22 protein-coding genes and 3 pseudogenes are annotated in these 17,193 nt (G+C 59.6%); 15 read left to right on the forward strand and 10 right to left on the reverse strand.

Annotated elements, in window-relative coordinates:
• Positions 1-26: 26 nt before the first annotated feature.
• Positions 27-337: pseudogene (locus NKH22_RS23350) on the forward strand (Rieske 2Fe-2S domain-containing protein).
• Between the two features lie 368 nt (positions 338-705).
• Positions 706-1,062, forward strand: coding sequence for a hypothetical protein (locus NKH22_RS23355; protein ID WP_352911148.1), 357 nt, complete (start codon positions 706-708; stop codon positions 1,060-1,062).
• Positions 1,063-1,315: 253 nt separating this feature from the next.
• On the opposite strand, the gene NKH22_RS23360 is transcribed toward NKH22_RS23355, so the two are convergent.
• The 8 genes from NKH22_RS23360 to NKH22_RS23395 all read right to left on the reverse strand — a co-directional run bounded on the left by NKH22_RS23360 (position 1,316) and on the right by NKH22_RS23395 (position 5,067).
• The gene (locus NKH22_RS23360; protein WP_023700486.1) at positions 1,316-1,489 is read right to left on the reverse strand and encodes a DUF3606 domain-containing protein; all 174 of its coding nucleotides are present in this window, start codon (positions 1,487-1,489) and stop codon (positions 1,316-1,318) included.
• A gap of 316 nt (positions 1,490-1,805) precedes the next feature.
• Entirely contained in the window at positions 1,806-2,012 is a 207-nt protein-coding gene (locus NKH22_RS23365; RefSeq protein ID WP_023673164.1) for a hypothetical protein, read from the reverse strand.
• A gap of 203 nt (positions 2,013-2,215) precedes the next feature.
• The gene (locus tag NKH22_RS23370; RefSeq protein ID WP_023707404.1) at positions 2,216-2,656 is read right to left on the reverse strand and encodes a hypothetical protein; all 441 of its coding nucleotides are present in this window, start codon (positions 2,654-2,656) and stop codon (positions 2,216-2,218) included.
• 39 nt (positions 2,657-2,695) lie between these two features.
• A complete protein-coding gene (locus tag NKH22_RS23375) occupies positions 2,696-3,052 on the reverse strand; it encodes a hypothetical protein (protein WP_352911151.1) in 357 nt (118 codons plus the stop codon).
• A gap of 75 nt (positions 3,053-3,127) precedes the next feature.
• The gene (locus NKH22_RS23380; protein WP_352911154.1) at positions 3,128-3,760 is read right to left on the reverse strand and encodes a DUF4142 domain-containing protein; all 633 of its coding nucleotides are present in this window, start codon (positions 3,758-3,760) and stop codon (positions 3,128-3,130) included.
• A 462-nt stretch (positions 3,761-4,222) separates the two neighbouring features.
• Entirely contained in the window at positions 4,223-4,450 is a 228-nt protein-coding gene (locus NKH22_RS23385; RefSeq protein WP_352911157.1) for a KTSC domain-containing protein, read from the reverse strand.
• A gap of 43 nt (positions 4,451-4,493) precedes the next feature.
• A complete protein-coding gene (locus NKH22_RS23390) occupies positions 4,494-4,688 on the reverse strand; it encodes a hypothetical protein (RefSeq protein ID WP_156936064.1) in 195 nt (64 codons plus the stop codon).
• 193 nt (positions 4,689-4,881) lie between these two features.
• Positions 4,882-5,067 carry a DUF3606 domain-containing protein gene (locus NKH22_RS23395; protein WP_023693356.1) on the reverse strand — a complete coding sequence of 62 codons (186 nt, stop codon included), beginning with the start codon at positions 5,065-5,067 and terminating at the stop codon, positions 4,882-4,884.
• Between the two features lie 126 nt (positions 5,068-5,193).
• Between NKH22_RS23395 and NKH22_RS23400 the strand changes: the two genes are divergently transcribed.
• The 5 genes from NKH22_RS23400 to NKH22_RS23420 all read left to right on the forward strand — a co-directional run bounded on the left by NKH22_RS23400 (position 5,194) and on the right by NKH22_RS23420 (position 7,637).
• The gene (locus tag NKH22_RS23400) at positions 5,194-6,072 is read left to right on the forward strand and encodes an ATP-dependent DNA ligase (RefSeq protein WP_286456741.1); all 879 of its coding nucleotides are present in this window, start codon (positions 5,194-5,196) and stop codon (positions 6,070-6,072) included.
• A gap of 71 nt (positions 6,073-6,143) precedes the next feature.
• Positions 6,144-6,293, forward strand: coding sequence for a hypothetical protein (locus NKH22_RS23405; protein WP_023673151.1), 150 nt, complete (start codon positions 6,144-6,146; stop codon positions 6,291-6,293).
• Positions 6,294-6,316: 23 nt separating this feature from the next.
• On the forward strand, positions 6,317-6,538 hold the full coding sequence (locus tag NKH22_RS23410; RefSeq protein WP_023690430.1) for a DUF768 domain-containing protein: 222 nt from the start codon (positions 6,317-6,319) through the stop codon (positions 6,536-6,538).
• Entirely contained in the window at positions 6,535-6,765 is a 231-nt protein-coding gene (locus NKH22_RS23415) for a DUF768 domain-containing protein (RefSeq protein ID WP_023690431.1), read from the forward strand. The genes NKH22_RS23410 and NKH22_RS23415 overlap by 4 nt, the downstream gene beginning before the upstream one ends.
• Positions 6,766-6,974: 209 nt before the next feature.
• Positions 6,975-7,637: an outer membrane protein gene (locus tag NKH22_RS23420; RefSeq protein WP_023673148.1), complete on the forward strand. Its 663-nt coding sequence runs from the start codon at positions 6,975-6,977 to the stop codon at positions 7,635-7,637.
• Positions 7,638-8,212: 575 nt separating this feature from the next.
• Here the strand turns inward: NKH22_RS23420 and NKH22_RS23425 are convergent.
• Together NKH22_RS23425 and NKH22_RS23430 are read right to left on the reverse strand one after the other, a co-directional pair.
• Positions 8,213-8,404 carry a hypothetical protein gene (locus NKH22_RS23425; RefSeq protein ID WP_023673145.1) on the reverse strand — a complete coding sequence of 64 codons (192 nt, stop codon included), beginning with the start codon at positions 8,402-8,404 and terminating at the stop codon, positions 8,213-8,215.
• Positions 8,405-8,623: 219 nt separating this feature from the next.
• The gene (locus NKH22_RS23430) at positions 8,624-9,085 is read right to left on the reverse strand and encodes a Ros/MucR family transcriptional regulator (protein WP_023673144.1); all 462 of its coding nucleotides are present in this window, start codon (positions 9,083-9,085) and stop codon (positions 8,624-8,626) included.
• A 269-nt stretch (positions 9,086-9,354) separates the two neighbouring features.
• Here NKH22_RS23430 and NKH22_RS23435 point away from each other — a divergent pair, with 269 nt between their 5' ends.
• The 8 genes and pseudogenes from NKH22_RS23435 to NKH22_RS23470 all read left to right on the forward strand — a co-directional run bounded on the left by NKH22_RS23435 (position 9,355) and on the right by NKH22_RS23470 (position 16,595).
• Positions 9,355-10,104, forward strand: a complete 750-nt coding sequence (locus tag NKH22_RS23435; RefSeq protein WP_023686036.1) for a Crp/Fnr family transcriptional regulator — start codon at positions 9,355-9,357, stop codon at positions 10,102-10,104.
• 1,146 nt (positions 10,105-11,250) lie between these two features.
• Complete coding sequence (gene ligD, locus NKH22_RS23440; protein WP_155927363.1) at positions 11,251-11,667, forward strand: non-homologous end-joining DNA ligase LigD; 417 nt, start codon at positions 11,251-11,253, stop codon at positions 11,665-11,667.
• A 20-nt stretch (positions 11,668-11,687) separates the two neighbouring features.
• A pseudogene (gene ligD, locus NKH22_RS23445) lies at positions 11,688-12,286 on the forward strand (non-homologous end-joining DNA ligase LigD).
• 145 nt (positions 12,287-12,431) lie between these two features.
• Positions 12,432-13,400, forward strand: coding sequence for an ArdC family protein (locus tag NKH22_RS23450; RefSeq protein ID WP_023690434.1), 969 nt, complete (start codon positions 12,432-12,434; stop codon positions 13,398-13,400).
• A 69-nt stretch (positions 13,401-13,469) separates the two neighbouring features.
• On the forward strand, positions 13,470-13,790 hold the full coding sequence (locus tag NKH22_RS31565) for a DUF2958 domain-containing protein (RefSeq protein ID WP_460221719.1): 321 nt from the start codon (positions 13,470-13,472) through the stop codon (positions 13,788-13,790).
• Positions 13,791-13,865: 75 nt separating this feature from the next.
• Positions 13,866-14,441, forward strand: a pseudogene (locus tag NKH22_RS23460) (ParB/RepB/Spo0J family partition protein); the annotation flags it as partial.
• A gap of 129 nt (positions 14,442-14,570) precedes the next feature.
• Positions 14,571-15,428 carry a LysR family transcriptional regulator gene (locus tag NKH22_RS23465; RefSeq protein ID WP_023673822.1) on the forward strand — a complete coding sequence of 286 codons (858 nt, stop codon included), beginning with the start codon at positions 14,571-14,573 and terminating at the stop codon, positions 15,426-15,428.
• A 90-nt stretch (positions 15,429-15,518) separates the two neighbouring features.
• Positions 15,519-16,595 (forward strand): FAD-binding oxidoreductase, encoded by a 1,077-nt coding sequence (locus NKH22_RS23470; RefSeq protein WP_031204576.1) that lies wholly within the window; start codon positions 15,519-15,521, stop codon positions 16,593-16,595.
• The last annotated feature ends 598 nt before the right edge of the window (positions 16,596-17,193 follow it).

Here is a 17,193-nt window from a genome sequence, read left to right on the forward strand (position 1 = left end):
CGATCGCGAATTTTGCCGGACCGGAGATGGCCGACTGGATTGAAGCGTGCGCGGTGGACGACATCTCGGAAGAGGATGTCATCCGCTTCCATCTTCGCGGCCGCACCTTCGCGGTTTGCCGCTCGCCCGATGACGAGTTCTTCGCCACCGACGGATATTGTACGCATGAGAAGGCGCATCCGGCCGAAGCGCTGGTGATCGACGACGTCATCCAATACCTTGAAGCATATTGGCCGCTTCAATTGCGGCCGGCCAGGCCAAGGGCGCGCCGGTCTGCGTCAATCTCGCGATCTATCCGGCGAGAATCGAGGCCGGCAAGGTGATGATCCAAATCTGACGCGTGGTAACCCGGTCCAGCACCGCGTTTAGCAAAGCAGAGTGACGTTTTCATGAGCCGAAAGAGACCGACCGTCGCGATCTGCGCGCGGTGAAGCGCCAGCTGACCATGCTGCGCGTGCTGACCATGGACGTAGCCGGGGCCGTCGAGCGGGAGTGGGTCGATCGACGTGGTGCCGCCGGAGCTGTGCTGAACCCTATATCGCGATGCGGCCCCCAGCCTGTTCACCGTGCCGGGCTAGAATTTTCTTCGAGATCGGCACCGCCGACGATTTTCTTAGTTGGGCTTTCCGGCTCCGGGCGCCGACGCCATCATTGCAGCGCCCGCTATGCCACGGTCACCGTGCCCAGACATATGTGCTCGGCCCTTTGGACCCTGATCGACAAGATCCTGATTCGCTGCTCCTTCTGCTGATCAGCTTTGAGGTGCTGATTGTGCGGTTTGATCCGCCAGCGTTGATACTGGGCGCTGCCGCGATCGAAGCGGAAGGACAGCGCCTGCCAGCGGCAAAACGACCGCCTGCGCAAGATCAGTTTGAGGGAAGGAGATGGAATTTATTGGTGCGCAGCGAGCGCGGCAAAGCTGCGCAGGTGATCGTGGCTGGAAAGCGTCGCTACAAAGGCTGTGCGTTGTCAGTTTGGAAGCCGACACGCGTCCGGCAGACGACGGTGATCTCGCTGGCTGACTGCGGCGCGGGATTATTATTGAACGACGGCAGGAAGTAGGCTCGGTGCCACGCCGTGCGTCCAGGACTCGGGTTGGAGTGGATTATGGTTCGGGGTGACCATAGCCGATCTGCGCAGCCTCGAACCTCCAGCGCTTGCCTCATGTTGGGCAGGGGTACAATTTTCACTTTCACGCTCGACCTGCTCCGCGTGTGCGTCAGGATGATGCTACACTCAAATTCTCACCACGGCTCAAGGTTCTCCTCGGCAGCGAGGCTTCATGCCGTAAGCGAGCCGCCCCGGGAAACTGATTTCAATTCCTTCGCAGCCGCAACGAGGCGCGGTCATTCCCGGCGGCTTTGATGAGCTCCATCACCTGCTCAGGCGTGATGCCGTTCTGCTGGGCAAAATGGAAGAGTTCGTTGCGTTCGTTGGACGAGACCCGGTTCCTGTCGCGAAAATCACGCTCGGTTTTGTTGTCCGTCATCATCTTCTCCTTTCAACCTCAATTCGCCGGCCCGAACCGCCCGCTGGAGCAAAACCCGAGACCGCCCAACGCGGAGGCTGATCGAGCCTCGCTAGGGCTGCTGCGAGTAGACGAAAGCTCCAACTGGCGAAAGCTGGGGGAGCTTGTCCAACGCCGGGGTGGGCTCGGTGCACGCCGTGGCATCGCTTCGGCGACTTTAACCACCCGCCCAGAACACGGATGGGAGCAGCCTCGGAAAGATCCGCCCACCAGGCAATGAAGCTACGCGAACACCGAGTTCCTCGTCCTGTAGCATCAGCAGACGCTCGTGGATGTCTTACCCGGCATTCTCGCCGGAATGATCGAAGTGGATGGCGAGGCCAAAGGCGAGCGCTCGCTCGGCGATCATATTGACAAGATGGCTTTCGCCGATCGACAGCGCCGGAACGGCCTCTTTCAACGCCTCGAGAGCGTGCCGTATCGACAAAAGACCCCGCCGCTTGCGGCTGCTCACATATTGATCGATCAGGGATTCCAGTGGCATCTGCCTGCCTCCGCTTCGGACAGGATCTCGTAGCGTGGCTGCGGAGCAACAGCATTCACATTGGTTAAGAGATGGCGGCGAACGCCATCATGCATGCCGCCAAAAACAGACGGCGGTGGGGCTGGCTGATTTACCCCGGGTTGGAGCGCTACCCTCGGGTAAGCATGGCACGACCGTCGCGCCGGGTTCGGACATTTTCGGTGCTACTGCTCCGGTACCGCGGAGGTTTGTGGATGGTTGCGTGCCGCCTCGGCGATTTCCGGAATGAATTTCGTCGCGGTGCAGCTTCGGTTTACATTGGCGCGGGCGGTAAATACCTCTTGCCCGCAGACTTGCGAAGCGAGCGCGATCGGCACGTGCACCGCCAGTGGCAACTCGGTCTCAGCCACTCCCAGATGTCTTGCAACCTGTTGCTTCACCTCCGGCCGGCCGAGCGAGACGTCAACGCCGACATCATCCTTGGCGGTCGGCGACGATCCTTGCGCCGGCAGTCGACCCTGCTTGGCTGTTTGCGACGAGTCGCCGGATTGCTGCGCGGGCTGACTTGTCTGCGCAGATGCCTCGACGCCCAAAGTCAGCGAGGCCGCCAGTCCCAAAAAAGCCCGGAGCCCCAAAGACGCAACCCGAAGTCCGAATGTGCTCATTGTCATGTTCCTCACCGTGCGGGGTTCAACCTGGCGCGCTCAGAGTTCGGTGTTGCTTCGGCCTCTTTCGAAGACAGGGATGTCTTCCTCCTCCTCATCATTGTCACCGGTTGGTATGTCCTCGGCGTAGCTGCGGGTCAGTTCCTCGGTTTCCCTTAAGCCGTCGATCGTCTCATTGGCGCCTGCCCCTTCATCATGACGACCGGTAATTTCGCTGCGGGGCCTTGCGCCGATCGGCTGGTCGACATCGTCGGCTCCCCCGAAACCTGGCTCCGCGCCGTGCCTGTCTTCGTGGCCCACGGGGCTGTCCAACACGGCGGCATCCTCCGGGCGAATGGGTTCATCATTGGCGAAGTCACTTCGTCTCGAATGCGAGGTCTCGTTTTGCTTTGGCATGTCAGGTCTCCTGTTCGTTTGGCAAATTCGACGACGCTGGTGCTTGCACGCCGGACTACCTGAGCGACGCACCCTTTAGAGCCTGCATCGACGACCGCTTGAAGGTTGCAGCGTCCCTGGGGGCGGAGGCAGTGCCAGAGGGTTGGCACAGACTCCACAGCGCCGCGAAGAACCAACGTCGTGGCCAGATCCACTCAGCCCTGAGAACCGCTCTTGCTCAGTTGCTGGGCATGTTTGAAATGCTGCCGGATGAGCCGGCGCGGTCTTTTTCGCATGGGCCGCCAAATGTTTTTCCTGACCGTTTTCCGCATAGGAGGTCATCAGCGTCAGGGCTTCCTGGTGCGCTGCAACCTGGGCGTCGACGTAGGCGTTATCGAACGCCCCGCTGCTGTCGTTGCTCAATGCTTCCAATTGGGCAGCATGCTTGCTTGTCATCTCCGGTGCCACTGCGACGTCGTCCTTCTTTGCCGCCGCAATGAGCCGCTTGGAAGAATTCGTGTGGTCCTTGATCATCATGCGAGCGAATTCCTTCACTCGTGATGTCTTCGATTTCCGCAGCGCCAACTCACTCGACTGGATCTCGAACATGTCTGAACTCGCAGCTGCTTTGACAAATTCCTGCGGGGACGTCGTCGCGGTCTGAGCCATTGCCCCCGGGCTGATGAGACCGATGGCGATCGCAGCCAAAAGCACTTTGACGAAATACATGTTGTGCTCCCAACACGGCCGAGCTGCCGTTGTTCCCCTTTTTGTGACAATAAATACCGGGCGGCAGGCGTAGACCCCGAATGGCTCCTGCTCAGCGCTTTGATCATAGATCCGGCCGTATTGCAGGACCGGTGACTGCGCGGAGCTCAGCGCGGTTCTCCGACAAGGCACTATGATCGCAGAGCAGCCGACCGACTTCGTAAGCCCAGTGGATGCGCAGGAGTGCGCTGTTTGCCGACCCGTCGCCGTGGGTCACGCGTCGTGGCAGACCTGTCCGACAGGCCCATGAAAACTTCTGCAAAGCTGCGATGATGATGGGCAAATAGGCCCAACACCTAGCTTAGTATAAAACGCGCCCGCTGGCCCCGGCCGGCGGGCTCTTTCGTTTGCCCTCGGAACCTGGGTCAATTCGCACAGTTGCTCCCCTGGGGTGGCGCGGGCCGCCTCGAATCTGAGATTCTGTTAATCGCCCGAAGCGGGTGCTACCCTCCCTGCCGCGAGCCGGAATGCATAACGATTGCGGATGTGGCTGTTAAAATAGACGCCCTTGGCAAAGGCAGCTTTGAACGCGGCAACGGCCTCAGCAGGTACGTCCAAAAACTCGTAATGCTTCCCGCTCGCTACAAACCAAACCGAGAGAACCCTGGTGCTGGGGTCATAGTCGAACTTGCGTATCGAGGTCGACGGCATGGTATGCCATTCAAAAACTCAGCCAGCCGAGTTGGATCGTCAGCTACAGGCTGAAACAGTATTCGAAGACGTGCCCGCGCTTCTCGTCGGCAACCCTGATCCAGATGGGCTCGGTGGTGCGCAGAGTGATGTCGCGCTCCGTCGCTTCCCGCGCCGCCCTGATCGGCGTTGTCGCGTGCACGATGTGGGTAGCCGTCACGGTATCGCCATCCATTTCCTCAACGTGGTATTTCGGCACTTGTGTTCCTAAGCGTCTAGTTCGAGAGGCTGATCGTGATCCGGATCGGCATGATAAGCGACCTGGCGAAAATCGCGCATATCGATCTGTTGCCCGCAAACAGGGCAAGGGAGGAAATGCGCGAGTTCGCTCGCGGGCGGGCCTTCATGTCGGTGCCCAGTTATTGGTCTGCCGAGATCCGATAGCCTGGTCATTATTTCCGCAGAGCCTTCGCTTCTCGCTCCAGCGTTTCGCGTTGGTTGCCGTGCTTCGCGATCAATTCCTTGACCTGCTGCGGGGTGATCCCGGCCTTGGCTGCGAAATACTCGACTTCATAATCCTCATCGGCCGAGACCTGGTCCCGATCGCGAAAGTCCCGCTTGCTCTTGTCGTCGGCCATATCGATTCCTCCTTCGCTCATCCCGCAACGCCGAGTTGACGTGTTTGTTGCACCCAAGAGGCTGATTTCCGGTTTCGGAACTATTTTAGCTCAATCTTATTGAATCGCCGGAGGGCGGATCAGTGCATGCGTTTGAAGTTCATCGAGCCGTTGATGCCGACCCTTGTGGAGAACCCTCCCGAGGGTGAAGGCTGGACCCACGAGGTCAAGTTCGACGGCTACCGATCGCAGATGATCATCGATGAAGACGGCACACGCATTTATACGCGCAACGGCCACGACTGGACTGCGAAATATCGCGACCTGGTGAGAGAGGCCAAGCGCCTTGGTGCCGAAAGCGCGATTGTCGACGGTGAGATCATCGTCTTGAACGAAGCTGGCCTTTCGGACTTCGGCGATCTGCGCAAAGCGATCACCCGCCGACAGCAAGACCTCTATTTCGTCGCCTTCGATCTATTGCACCTCAATGGGCACGATCTGCGCGACATGGCGCTTGAGGTGCGGCGCGAGATCCTGGCCAGCATGATCAAGCCCGGGCGGCGTATTCAGTTCAGCGAGCCTCTGCCCGGCGAAGCCAAGGCGATCCTTCACTTGCTCGACCAAGCCGGACTTGAAGGCATGGTGTCGAAGCGGAAGGACAGCAAATACCGCAGCGGTCCGTCAGCCAACTGGCTGAAGGCCAAGTGCTATGCGATCGACGAGTTCGATCTGCTCGGCGTCGAGCGTGAAGCGGGCAAGCCGGCTTTCGCTCTCATGGCCGAGCGGGGCACAGGGCGCTATGTCGGCAGCGCGTTCGTCACCTTGAACCGGGAAATGCGCGAGAGGCTATGGAAACGCGTCCAAGAGCACCCAGGCACGGCGCCCAAGGGCGTCATGAAGCGGCCTGCGACGCAATGGGTCAAGCCGGGGCTGATCGGCCGCGTAAAGCACCTGCGCGGCGAGGATGACCTGCGCCACGCCTCACTGCAGGACTTCCGAGAGGATGACACAGATGGCCGTGGCTAGGAAAGATCAGGAGCGCGCCACCTACGCCTGGATGTACGCCCAAGCGAGCAAGGATGGCAAGGAGACGTGCGGTGCCAGCCTACTGGGGAGAGCATGCCGACGCGTGGCTGCAGGGCTTTGACGGTGAGCCGGTGGCCGCCTTCGGCAAGACCAAGACTGTCAACGACGAAATGGAAGCCGAGGTCGACGAAGCTGCCGTCGAGCGCCCTGCTGGAACCTAAGCGCTGGATCGAGCTTAGGCTTCATGAGCACACGCGGCGTCAACTTTCTCGATCGCTGGATCGGCAACAATTTCCCCGAAACGGCTAAAACCGACGCCGTTTCGGTAAGTGAGTACATACACAAATTGTATGCCGACGCTAAAGCCTTGACGATCGAGCGCGAAGAGATCGACGAAGAGGTTGATATCCTATATCGGACGCTGGTCGATGCCGTCGTGCACTTTGCCCCAGGTGTTTCCGAATGAGCAAGCCGGCCGTCCTATTTTTGAACCAATGGATAAAAAAACACGATCTATCCGACGCCGGTGCGCCGAAAGAGCGAGCGGAGATCGAGCAGCTCGCAAAGCGCCTAATCGCCGACGCAGAGGCTGAGGGGATTGCGGAAAGCGAGCTGACCGAGGCGTTCGACGACAAGGAGGTCGACAGCCTTTATCGTACCCTCCTCGATGTTAAATTTGGGATACCGGAATGAGTGTTCCCGGCCTGAAGGTTCCGGACAGTTTGGGTGGCCGAGCAGTTGCCCACTGTGGCGAGGGGCGATCCGATCGCCACCAGCGAGTTGGCATAAGGTTCTCATGTAAGTGCGGGCGGCCGATTTGAATTCGGCCAACTGTGGCAGAAAAACAACTGCATCAATCGGCGCGCTCTGCTACCAAAAAGGTTAGTTACAGGAGATCACCTATGAAGAAGCTGCTTCTTGGTCTGTCGTTGTCTCTGCTGGCTTCGTCGGCGTATGCTGCCGATGCCATCGTTGCAGAAGCCGCGCCGGTCTTTAGCTGGACGGGTGGGTATGTCGGCCTACAGGCAGGCTATGCTTGGGGGAATGGCAACATAGACGAAATCGGTGGGCCGGGCTTTGTCGACACAGATCCCGACGGGTTCCTTGGTGGCGTCTACGCCGGTTACAACTATCAGATGTCCAATAACATTGTGATTGGCGCGGAGCTGGACGTCGTATATGCGAATGTTGATGGCAGCGGCCAAGTCTTCAGCGCTCCTGGTATCCCGATCCCGGGCGGCATCGCCACCGAAGAACTCAACTGGAGTGCGGCGGCAAGACTGCGCCTAGGATATGCCGTTGATCGCTTTCTTCCTTATATTGCGGGTGGCGTTGCGTTTGGCGATGTCGACATAAGTAATAATGGAGGCGGACCTTCGTTCGGAGATACATTCACAGGATGGACGATAGGCGTGGGCTTGGATTATGCCATGACCGACAATCTGCTGCTGCGAGGCGAGTATCGCTATACCGACTTCGGTACAGAATCCTTTGGTGGTCTGGTCAATGCCGACGTTGATCTGAAGACCAACGAGGTTCGCTTCGGCATCGCCTACAAGTTCTAATCCCTGATGTCATAATAGCCTGTCGCTCACCGCGACGGGCTTTTTTGTGCAAGAACCGTTTGCGGCGATCCCCTCAACGGAGTTCGCTACCATGGTCAAGACGAAAACCCCTCACAACACGTTTCGCAGGAACAGCTCGCCCGCTTCAAGATCGAGGCGGAACGGCTGCACAAGGCAATCGTCGGCCCGATTGTCGCCGATCTGCGACAATCACCAGGCCGTGCAGGATCCGCATGAAGTGCTGCTCAAGAACGTGAACAATCACCGACAGGGATGCGCTATCCGATGGCCTCTTACAGGTCCGGCGTCGCTGCCTAGTGCTGGATAAGTGGAGTCCCGAGACCGGGGAAGGGCAGCACGTTGCCGCCCGTCCCCCGCCGGCGGCGCAGTTCAACCTCTCGATAGACGAGGATGCCCATCACCATTTCCGCGCTGGCGATTTCCGATCTCGATGGCAACGACTTGAGCTATTGGTGCAGTTGTCGCGTTTCCATGGTCGCAATGTGGCCGGCGATGGCTTCGATGCTATCGCCCAAATTCGCCAGTAACCCTGCGGACCTCTGCATAGGCTTGCTCTACAGCCGCGAAAACGTGTTGAGATGCAGACGCGACCTTTGGCCTTCTGCAAAGGCCACGGCATAGGATTCGAGCTTGAATGATCGGGTGAGTTCCTGGTCTTCCTCGATCACGCGGACAAACCACTCGCCACAGGGTTTGCCAACTTCGACACAAGGGCGTGCTTTGCGAATTGGAATTATGTCAGCCATGGCGTTGCCTCCCAGCAATCAGGCCAAGCGGAGATTAACGTCGTAAGCGGCCTACAACAAGAAAAGATTGGGCAGCAATACGAAGCTGAGGTGTGGGCCACAAATGGCCGGCGCCATGGGTTGGGGAACCTGGGTGGGCACCGGCCAAGAGCGGACAGGTCCGCCGCGATGCATACATCGCCGATTGGTGCCGCGGTGGTAATGGTGTGATCGCGGAAGCTACGCTTTAGCCTTAGCCGTCGGCCTTGCCTTGCCCGTTGCAGTTGCCGTGGGCTGCGGTGCCTTCCTACCCAGACCGATCGACTTCGCCATGGCAGACCGTGAGGCCGCATAGTTGGGAGCGACCATCGGATAAGTGGATGGCAAGTTCCACTTCGTTCGATACGCGTCAGGAGTGAGACCGAAATCCACGCGCAGATGTCGCCGAAGGGTTTTGAACCGCTTACCATCTTCAAGACAGATGATGTAATCGGGAAATACTGACCTTTTTGGATTTACCGCAGGCACTGGTTCTTCGGTCGCGGCAGCCACGCGATGGCCAATCCCAGACAGCGACCCGTGCACTGAGGCTATCAGGTCCGCCAAGCCCGCGACCGGCACGGGATTGTTGCTGACGTACGCGGATACCACATCCGCCGTGAGTTCTACCAGTTCAGCGGCGTGGTCGGGGGCGTCGGTCATGGTGTGAGTCCTCGAATTTGAGAACGATCTATTATAGCTGCTGCCGCAGCTGCGCAACTCGAGGCCCGATGATGGGCCGCTTCCCTCGTAAGCACCAATCCTGTTGAGCCTGTGTTTGCCGATGGGGAAAGGACCATCGGAAGCAGTGCCAGACTTATCACAGGTTAAGTCGGTCCGGTGTTTATGATATAAGGTCGGGCATCATTCGCGTTCTGCTGGCCGCGGGTGACTGAGAGACCATAGCGCTCCCGCCCAAACGGAGAGCCGACATGCTTTATCAAAGCCCCTTAACCGCCAAGTTCCATCGTGCCTTCACCCTCACGTCAGGTGAGCGTCAAGCTCTCGACGCGGTAAGAATAAGGATCGTTGCGATTGGCGCAAACCAGAACTTGGTCCGGGAAGGCGACCAGCCGTCCCGGTGCATAATGGTCCTGGCTGGCTTAGCCAGCACCTCGAAGGTAACAGGAGACGGGAAGCGTCAGGTCACTGCTTATCATGTGCCTGGCGACATGCCCGATCTGTTGAGCCTGCACCTCGATCTGTTGGATAGCGACGTTCGAACGGTGAGCGCTTGCAGTGTTGGCTTCATAGATCACTCGGCTATCCGGCTGCTCTGCGAACGCCACCCCAGGCTGGCGGCAAATCTTTGGCGAACGACACTGGTTGATGCATCGATTTTTCGCGAATGGGTGGTCAATGTCGGGAAGCGCCAAGCGCTTGGCCGAGTGGCCCACCTTCTCTGTGAAATCATGCTACGTATGGAAGATGCCGGACTTGCGTCCGATCAAACCTGCGCTTTTGGTGTGACTCAAGCTGACCTTGGCGAGGCGACAGGGCTGTCGGCAGTCCACATCAACCGCACGCTCAAGTCTCTTCGGGAGAAGCACCTTACATCACTTGTGAATGGCCAATTGACCATCCATGATTGGGAAGGACTGGCCTTTCTTGCTGAGTTCCGGCACGATTACCTGCACTCAGCAAGGAACAATAAAACGGCCGAGTTCATGTCAATGCACTGATTGCTCCAGGGAAAAATCGCCAGAAATGCGGATTGGCTCCAAGGGTAGCCGGACCACTTGTTGGCCTTCGCTGGCCATCAGCGGTGCGATCGCCCCCCAACATGGTCAATGCTTTGATGGCGCGTCGAAGCGTTAGCGCAAGGGGTTCACTTGCGCGCAGAGTGCATTCGGATGCTTACCGGCCCACATGGGCGTTGACTGTCCGTATGGCCGTCTGCGTAGCACCATCCATCCCCTCAACGTGATACTTCGGCACTACAGGGTTTCCACCTCTCTTCATGGCTTTCGATTGGCCGCGCGATCGACCAATTTGTGGGCTCAGCCGCATCAATTCGAGCCCCGCTATTGGCTAGCGACTGTGGAAGAGGTTCCTGGGGCACACCATGCCGGCGCCCAAGGGAATAAATCTCGGCGACGCAATGGGTCAAGCCCGGGGCTCATGCGTCGCTGCAGATTTCGGGAGGACGGCGGATATTCGCTTTTCTCCGACCGAAAGCGTGCCAAGGGACGTCGCCAGCTAAACAGCAACCGGCGTTGACGCTTGAGAGCGCCTGGCAGCGTTCACGGTGGCCTGTATGGGCGCTCGACATTTCGCGAGTGGCATGTGTTGCGAGCTTGTTGCAGATCATGTTCGCACCATGCAACGGCAAAACGCCTCATCGAGCGCAATGGAAAAGCCGCATTCTCAGTTCGGTCGAGCGAGCGCTTTCTGCACGAGTTGTGACAGGGGAGGGCCTGTCAGGCTTGGAATTCACAAGCTGCAACGCAATTGAGGAAGAAGCCGAAAGGGTGCAAGACCAGATCGATTTCTTGCAGCCAAACTCGGCTCTGGTGTGGTTCAATCCTGTTTGCATCATCGCGGATCAGCGGTCGGACTGTCGAGAACTGAACTGCGCGATCTCAGCCGGTGGGCTTCGAACCAAAACATGCGGACCACCGCGGACGGGGACAGTCGGTCCCGCGTCCCGTCCTGGGGCCGGCGCTATGCTGACGCTCCTACGGCTGTCCTGTTCACCGCCCGCGGCGGGGGGCGAATTTCCTCCGTCCTGCGCGTGACAATTGTCCGCTGTTGCGGCCGCGCGCAGGACTGCGGCTTATGCGCCGTTCTTCCTTGAGCGCCGACGGTCGCCGGCGCGGTGCTTGGGCATGGAACCGAATCCCAGGCAGCGTATTGACATGTATCCGAGTTCCTCATGTCCGAGTAGACGGCACTCTCAACAAAAGGCGCAAACGGCCCAGAGACTCGGCCAATCTCGATCCGGCAACGAGATCGCCGCTGCTGTCGGCGTCAAGCTGACGCATCCGGACAAGGTCATGTATCCAGGCACCAAGGTGACCAAATCCACGCTCGCCGCCTACTACGCAGTGGTCGCCGAGAAGATGCTGCCGCACATTCAGGATCGGCCGCTGTCGCTGGTGCGCGATACTCACGGCGACCTGCAGCAGACCTTCTTTCAGAAGCACAACCTGCCAGGCGTGCCCAGGGCCATCCATGATGGCCACTTGGAGAAGGTGTCCGGTAAGGAAAGCCGCATCTCGTGGTCGATGACTTGGCTGGGCTGATCGCGGGCGTCCAGACGAACGTGCTCGAATTCCACATCTGGGGAAGCCGTCGCCAGCAGCCGGATCTGCCGCACCGCATGATCTTCGACATCGACCCCGACAGGGCTTGGGCTTTGCTGCCGTCAAGCAGGCAGCCCTCGACATTCGGAGCATTCTGGAAGCGCTTGGATTGCAGTCGTGGCCGTTGCTGTCCGGCGGCAAGGGCGTTCATGTGGTCGTCCTGCTCCTCCCGGAGGCAGACTGGGACGAGGTCAAGAGCTTCTGCCAGGACTTCGCCGAACTGCTGGCCCGTACAGATCCGTCGCGCTTCGTCGCCAATATGAGCAAGGCGAAGCGCAAGGGCCGAATGTTTCTCGATTACCTGCGCAACGGCCAGGGCTCCACTGCAATCTGCCCCTGGTCGACTCGGGCACGCGCGGGGGCGTCGTGCGCGGTGCCTGTCAGCTGGGATGAGTTGCCCACCTGCGAAAAACGCCAACGGCTTCGATGTCTTCGCCGCCGCCGCGCGGGCTCAGGTGCGCGAAGCCTGGGAAGGTTATTTCGACGTCGCACAAACGCTTACCGACCGCATTCGGCACGCAGTCCGGCAGCAATAACCATAGGTCAGCGACACTACTGATTGGCGCGGACCGCCTTTGCCCCAAGTCCGGGAGCGTCCCCCTTCGAGGCCTGGGCTAGCCTCTAGAGCGAGAGTACGGACCGGTTTGCCGTGACGGGTTGAGAGCTGGAGGAGAGGCCTCCGGCGCCCGTCGCGGAGAAACCAGATGTCCAGACATTACGCTCGCGCCGGCGCCGACCGGGCAAGCCTCTATGATGACATCACCAACAAGATCATCGCCGAGCTGGAGGCTGGGCGCTTTCCCTGGGTGCCCTGGGGCACGGCGGCGGAGCAAGCACCCCTCGCCATGCCGGCCAATGCCGCCTCTGGCCGTGCCTATTCGGGGATCAACGTGCTGATCCTGTGGGGTGCGGTCGTCGAGCATGGCTTTCCCGTCCAGGGCTGGCTGACTTTCCGCCAGGCGCTATCGCTGGGCGGCCATGTCCGCAAGGGCGAACACGGGACCACCGTCGTCTATTCTGACCGCTTCATCCCTGACGACGAGAAGAAACGCGCGCGGGAGACCGGCGAGGCAGCACGGGCCATACAGTTTCTGAAGCGCTTCACCGTCTTCAACGTCGCGCAATGCGAAAATCTGCCCGACGATCTGGCGGTGTTTCCGCCCGCACCAGAGCCCGGACTGATCGAACCGGCCGTCGAGGCACTGATCAAGGCGACAGGGATCGATTTCCGCATCGGCGGCAATAGCGCCTATTATGTGCCGGCGCACGACTACGTGCAGGTGCCGCCTCCGCAGGCGTATTTCGAGACCATTGACTGGCACCGCACCGCCCTGCACGAGCTTGGCCATGCGACCGGCCATCCCTCCCGCGTCGGCCGTGACCTCGGCTGCGCCTTCGGCACAAAGCGATATGCTTTCGAGGAACTGGTCGCCGAAATGAACGCAGCCTTCTGCTGCGCCTCGCGAGGTATTGCGCCGACCGTGCGCCACGCCGATTACCTGGCCTCCTGGCTCGACGTCCTGCGCGAAGACAACCGAGCCATCGTGCGTGCCGCCTCCCAAGCCAGCAAGGCAGCCGACTGGTTGCTCGCCTTCCTTCCGCAACCCGACAACGGAACCAGGGCAGGGCCCGCCAGCGTCGATGAGGTCGAAATCGAGAAGAGGGCGGCATGATCGTTCTCACCGAGGAACTGCGCGTGCCTGCTCGCCAATAGCCGCGATCGCGACGCCGAACACGTACGGGTGGTGAAGCTCTTCAAATCAACTCGGCGAAGGAATTGGCTCGCAACCGCGCTCGAGATGACGTCGATCCGGCTGCCTTTCGGCATCGGCATCGAGCGGGACATGCTCTTTGGCACCGACCTGCCGATTTCCGTCTGGGCAGAGGCGGTCCGCCGGGGCGGAAACCTTCGCGACGCCGAACGCAACTCGACCATGCCGGCCAATCTGGCCGAGACGGCGAGTGAGATCTCAGCTTGTAATCCGCAAGCCGCAGATGCGCAGTCGTGTCTGCGGCCCTGTCCCCACCTCTGGATCTTCGGTGCGGCTCAGTCCTCAGAGTGAGAGGGCTGCGCCCGTCTTTTTTGACGGGTTTGGAGGACGAGAGAGTTTCGGCCGCCCGTCGCGGAGATAGTCCACATGGCTACGCCCAAGCAGAAGATCACCCTCAACGCTTCACGTGACATCCCCTTCAACAAGCTGATGCTGAGCCAGTCCAATGTCCGGCGCATCAAGCGCGGGGAAACCATAGAGGACCTCGCCGCGTCGATCGCTCGGCGCGGCCTGCTCCAGAGCCTCAACGTCCGGCCAGTGTTGGACGGCGAGGGCAACGAGACCGGCATGTTTGAGGTGCCGGCTGGCGGGCGCCGCTATCGCGCGCTGGAACTGCTGGTCAAGCAGAAGCGCATGAGCAAGACCGAGCCAGTTCCCTGCGTCATAAGCGACGCCCACAGCGCGGTCCCGATCGAGGAGGACTCGCTGGCCGAGAATTTTCAGCGCGAAGATTTACATCCGCTCGACATGTTTCGCGCCTTCCAGACACTTCAAGACCAGGGCGCGAGCCATGAGGAGATTGCCGCACGCTTCTTCGTCTCCGCAACATTCGTGCAGCAGCGCCTCAGGCTGGCCAGGGTTTCGGCCAAGCTGCAGGAGATTTACGAGCAGGATGGCATGAAGCTCGAGCAGCTCATGGCGTTCACCGTGAACTATGAACACTTTGTTCCGCTCCGTGGCCCGTCCCGGCGGTGCGCCGGCCGATGATCTGGTGCAGCTTCCCCCTTGAGTATTGTTTGATCAAGCTTATGGTAGGCAGGAACATGATCGAATTTTTCGATCGGGATTTCCATGCAGCTTGATCACATCGAAACCTTTCTCGACATCATCGAATCGAGAAATTTCAATCGCACCGCAGATCGGTTGGGCTTAACCCAATCGACAATCAGCACCCGCATCAAGAACCTGGAGAGCGCAATCGGATCTGAACTGTTCCAACGCGGACGCGCCGGGGCAGAGCCGACTGCCGCAGGGCGCCGGTTCGAAGCCTACGCAAGATCTCTGGTATCCACTTGGTCGCAGGCTCGCCACGATGTCCGGGCCTTCAACCGTTTCGAAGGCACCTTGCGCGTTGCCGCCCAAGTGGGCATGACCCGCTCAGTCCTGCCCGGGTGGGTCGAAACCCTGTGCCAAGCACTTCCGAAGTCCTCAATCCATGTCGAGTCGGATTATTCGAACCAGATGGTCAGCGACCTCAGCATGGGAAACCTGGATATCGCGGTGCTTTATGCCCCCCGCTACTTGCCTGAGATCGCATACGAGCACCTGATGGTCGAGGAATATGTAATGGTTTCGACTGCCGCCAGAAACCTGTCGGACGTCGATCCCGACACCTACATCCGACCAGGCTACACCGTCGTGCTGGAGAAAACGCACGCAGAGATGCTGGCCCAATTGGCGATCTGCCGACTTTCGACCGGATCGGAAGCTCTGGCGGAGATCATGCTCCGGCGAACGGGCGGCACTTGCTACATGCGCAGCGATGATGCGCGCAGGTTTACCGGTGAGCTTCCATCGTTCCTGGTCGAAGGAGCGCCGACCTTGCACCAGCCAGTCCATACGGCGATACTGGCACGCCGCAAACACGAACCGATCATTCGCAAAGGCATCCGTGCTCTCCATCTCGCTGTTATGTCGCTGGAGGTTTAATCGATATTCCCGATCATAACGCTGGAATAATATTGCTGTTCAGCGGGGTAAGAACTGGCATGTTCGCTCGACCTAACGCCGAGCCGCACGATGAATGCATACGCCTCCATCCAAGCCTCAGATGTCGTGCCCACCATGCGTCAGCGGCGATGGGCACAAAAGACGCGAGATATAGTGCTCTGCCGTCGCGTGATAGACGAGACGCACGATGTGAAAACATTTGTTCTCACATCTGCCGCTGGTCGGATGTTCTGCTTCAGCGCGGGCCAGTATGTTCTCGTGCACCTCAGGATCAACGGCGCCACAATAACGCGCGCCTACTCGGTATCGTCACCGCCGACGCGACCGCTTGATCTTCAGATCACCGTGAAGCGAACGCAGGGCGGGCTCACTTCCAACTGGATCCATGACCATTTGACGCCGGGCAGCGAGATCGAGATCGAAGGGCCGCTCGGTTCGTTCAATCTGGATAAATTGCCGTCGGAGAAACCTGTTTTCCTTTCGGGCGGGAGCGGCGTGACTCCGACCATGTCAATGCTGCGTGCGCTTACAGACCGCGCAGACGACAGGGAGATCCGCTTCATTCACAGCGCGAAAACCCCAGGCGACATCATCTTCCGAGCGGAACTGGAAGCACTTGCCGCTCGCTTTCCCAATGTTCAAGTGACTTTGGTTTGCGGCCAGGGAGGTCCCGCTTGGACGGGTTCAACCGGCCGAATTGATGGTCGGATGCTGCTGAGCCTGGTTCCCGATCTTCAAAAGCGCACTGTTTTTGCCTGTGGGCCCGAAGGGTACATGAAGACGGCACGCGCCTGCCTTGATGCAATAGGCTTCCCGCCAGCGCAGTATCACGAGGAGAGTTTCGGAGGCAGCAATGGTTCTCGGTCGGAATTGGGCTTGGCGATTTCGTCTTCGGTCCGTTTTGTCCGCTCGGGTGTGGAGCATCGCTGCGCGCCCGGAGAGACCCTGCTGGACGCGGCGCGGAACTGTGGCATCTACATCCCAACCGCCTGCCAGCAGGGCGTTTGCGGAACGTGCCGAATAGCCAAACTATCCGGCGAGGTTACCATGGACGATTTAGGCGGACTGAATGCTAAAGAGAAATCTGCCGGCTATGTCCTGGCATGTTGCAGCCGCCCGCGAGGGACGGTTTTGCTCGACGCTTAGCTCGGCGTTGTTGACTGTTGGAAGATTCCGTCGGCGCACGCATCGGCGTCAGGGTCTAACCCAACGGCTCGACGCTCGAAGCTGTCAGTCCGTTATCGGCCCCCAAATGAGACGTTGGAAGCATTGAGGGCAGGGGACAGTTCGTGGCGCAAACGAGATAGCAGCTCCGAGTAGTCATCGCTGTTCGCGAAACGGTCGATTTCTGGACATCGCAATGTCGGGTATGGACTAACGCGCTATCTCGGCTCGAGGACCAATTCAGGTACGCGCCTGACATTAGGTATTGAGCATAGATCCGTGCGTCCCGGAAAGCGGACGCGGCACGATCCGGGTTAGGCGAGTAAGATACGCTCGATGACGGCGGCGCGCGCGGGAACGTCGCAACCAAGGATGAAGCTGTTGCTGGAGTCGAGCGGGCATTCACGCTGCCATGCCGGAGCAGATCGGCGCTACGACGGCCCAGCAGCCTTTGTCGCGGGGGGTTGTGTGCGTCAAGTTCTGCAAAATGGGGCAGCCATGATGCTGGTCATGCGGCTTGGCGCAGAGCGAGCTTCTTGTGCTCGCGCAGGTCGTCCATGTTGATGTATCGGTTGGCCTC

It is taken from the genome of Mesorhizobium sp. M1252 (assembly GCF_040318265.1).
Classification (GTDB): domain Bacteria; phylum Pseudomonadota; class Alphaproteobacteria; order Rhizobiales; family Rhizobiaceae; genus Mesorhizobium.

Coding starts and splice junctions, on each gene's coding strand:
- NKH22_RS23360 (WP_023700486.1), bottom strand. CDS start 1,489: ATGACGGACAACAAAACCGAGCGTGATTTTCGCGACAGGAACCGGGTC.
- NKH22_RS23365 (WP_023673164.1), bottom strand. CDS start 2,012: ATGCCACTGGAATCCCTGATCGATCAATATGTGAGCAGCCGCAAGCGG.
- NKH22_RS23370 (WP_023707404.1), bottom strand. CDS start 2,656: ATGAGCACATTCGGACTTCGGGTTGCGTCTTTGGGGCTCCGGGCTTTT.
- NKH22_RS23375 (WP_352911151.1), bottom strand. CDS start 3,052: ATGCCAAAGCAAAACGAGACCTCGCATTCGAGACGAAGTGACTTCGCC.
- NKH22_RS23380 (WP_352911154.1), bottom strand. CDS start 3,760: ATGTATTTCGTCAAAGTGCTTTTGGCTGCGATCGCCATCGGTCTCATC.
- NKH22_RS23385 (WP_352911157.1), bottom strand. CDS start 4,450: ATGCCGTCGACCTCGATACGCAAGTTCGACTATGACCCCAGCACCAGG.
- NKH22_RS23395 (WP_023693356.1), bottom strand. CDS start 5,067: ATGGCCGACGACAAGAGCAAGCGGGACTTTCGCGATCGGGACCAGGTC.
- NKH22_RS23400 (WP_286456741.1), top strand. CDS start 5,194: ATGCGTTTGAAGTTCATCGAGCCGTTGATGCCGACCCTTGTGGAGAAC.
- NKH22_RS23410 (WP_023690430.1), top strand. CDS start 6,317: ATGAGCACACGCGGCGTCAACTTTCTCGATCGCTGGATCGGCAACAAT.
- NKH22_RS23415 (WP_023690431.1), top strand. CDS start 6,535: ATGAGCAAGCCGGCCGTCCTATTTTTGAACCAATGGATAAAAAAACAC.
- NKH22_RS23420 (WP_023673148.1), top strand. CDS start 6,975: ATGAAGAAGCTGCTTCTTGGTCTGTCGTTGTCTCTGCTGGCTTCGTCG.
- NKH22_RS23425 (WP_023673145.1), bottom strand. CDS start 8,404: ATGGCTGACATAATTCCAATTCGCAAAGCACGCCCTTGTGTCGAAGTT.
- NKH22_RS23430 (WP_023673144.1), bottom strand. CDS start 9,085: ATGACCGACGCCCCCGACCACGCCGCTGAACTGGTAGAACTCACGGCG.
- NKH22_RS23435 (WP_023686036.1), top strand. CDS start 9,355: ATGCTTTATCAAAGCCCCTTAACCGCCAAGTTCCATCGTGCCTTCACC.
- ligD (WP_155927363.1), top strand. CDS start 11,251: ATGGAACCGAATCCCAGGCAGCGTATTGACATGTATCCGAGTTCCTCA.
- NKH22_RS23450 (WP_023690434.1), top strand. CDS start 12,432: ATGTCCAGACATTACGCTCGCGCCGGCGCCGACCGGGCAAGCCTCTAT.
- NKH22_RS23465 (WP_023673822.1), top strand. CDS start 14,571: ATGCAGCTTGATCACATCGAAACCTTTCTCGACATCATCGAATCGAGA.
- NKH22_RS23470 (WP_031204576.1), top strand. CDS start 15,519: ATGAATGCATACGCCTCCATCCAAGCCTCAGATGTCGTGCCCACCATG.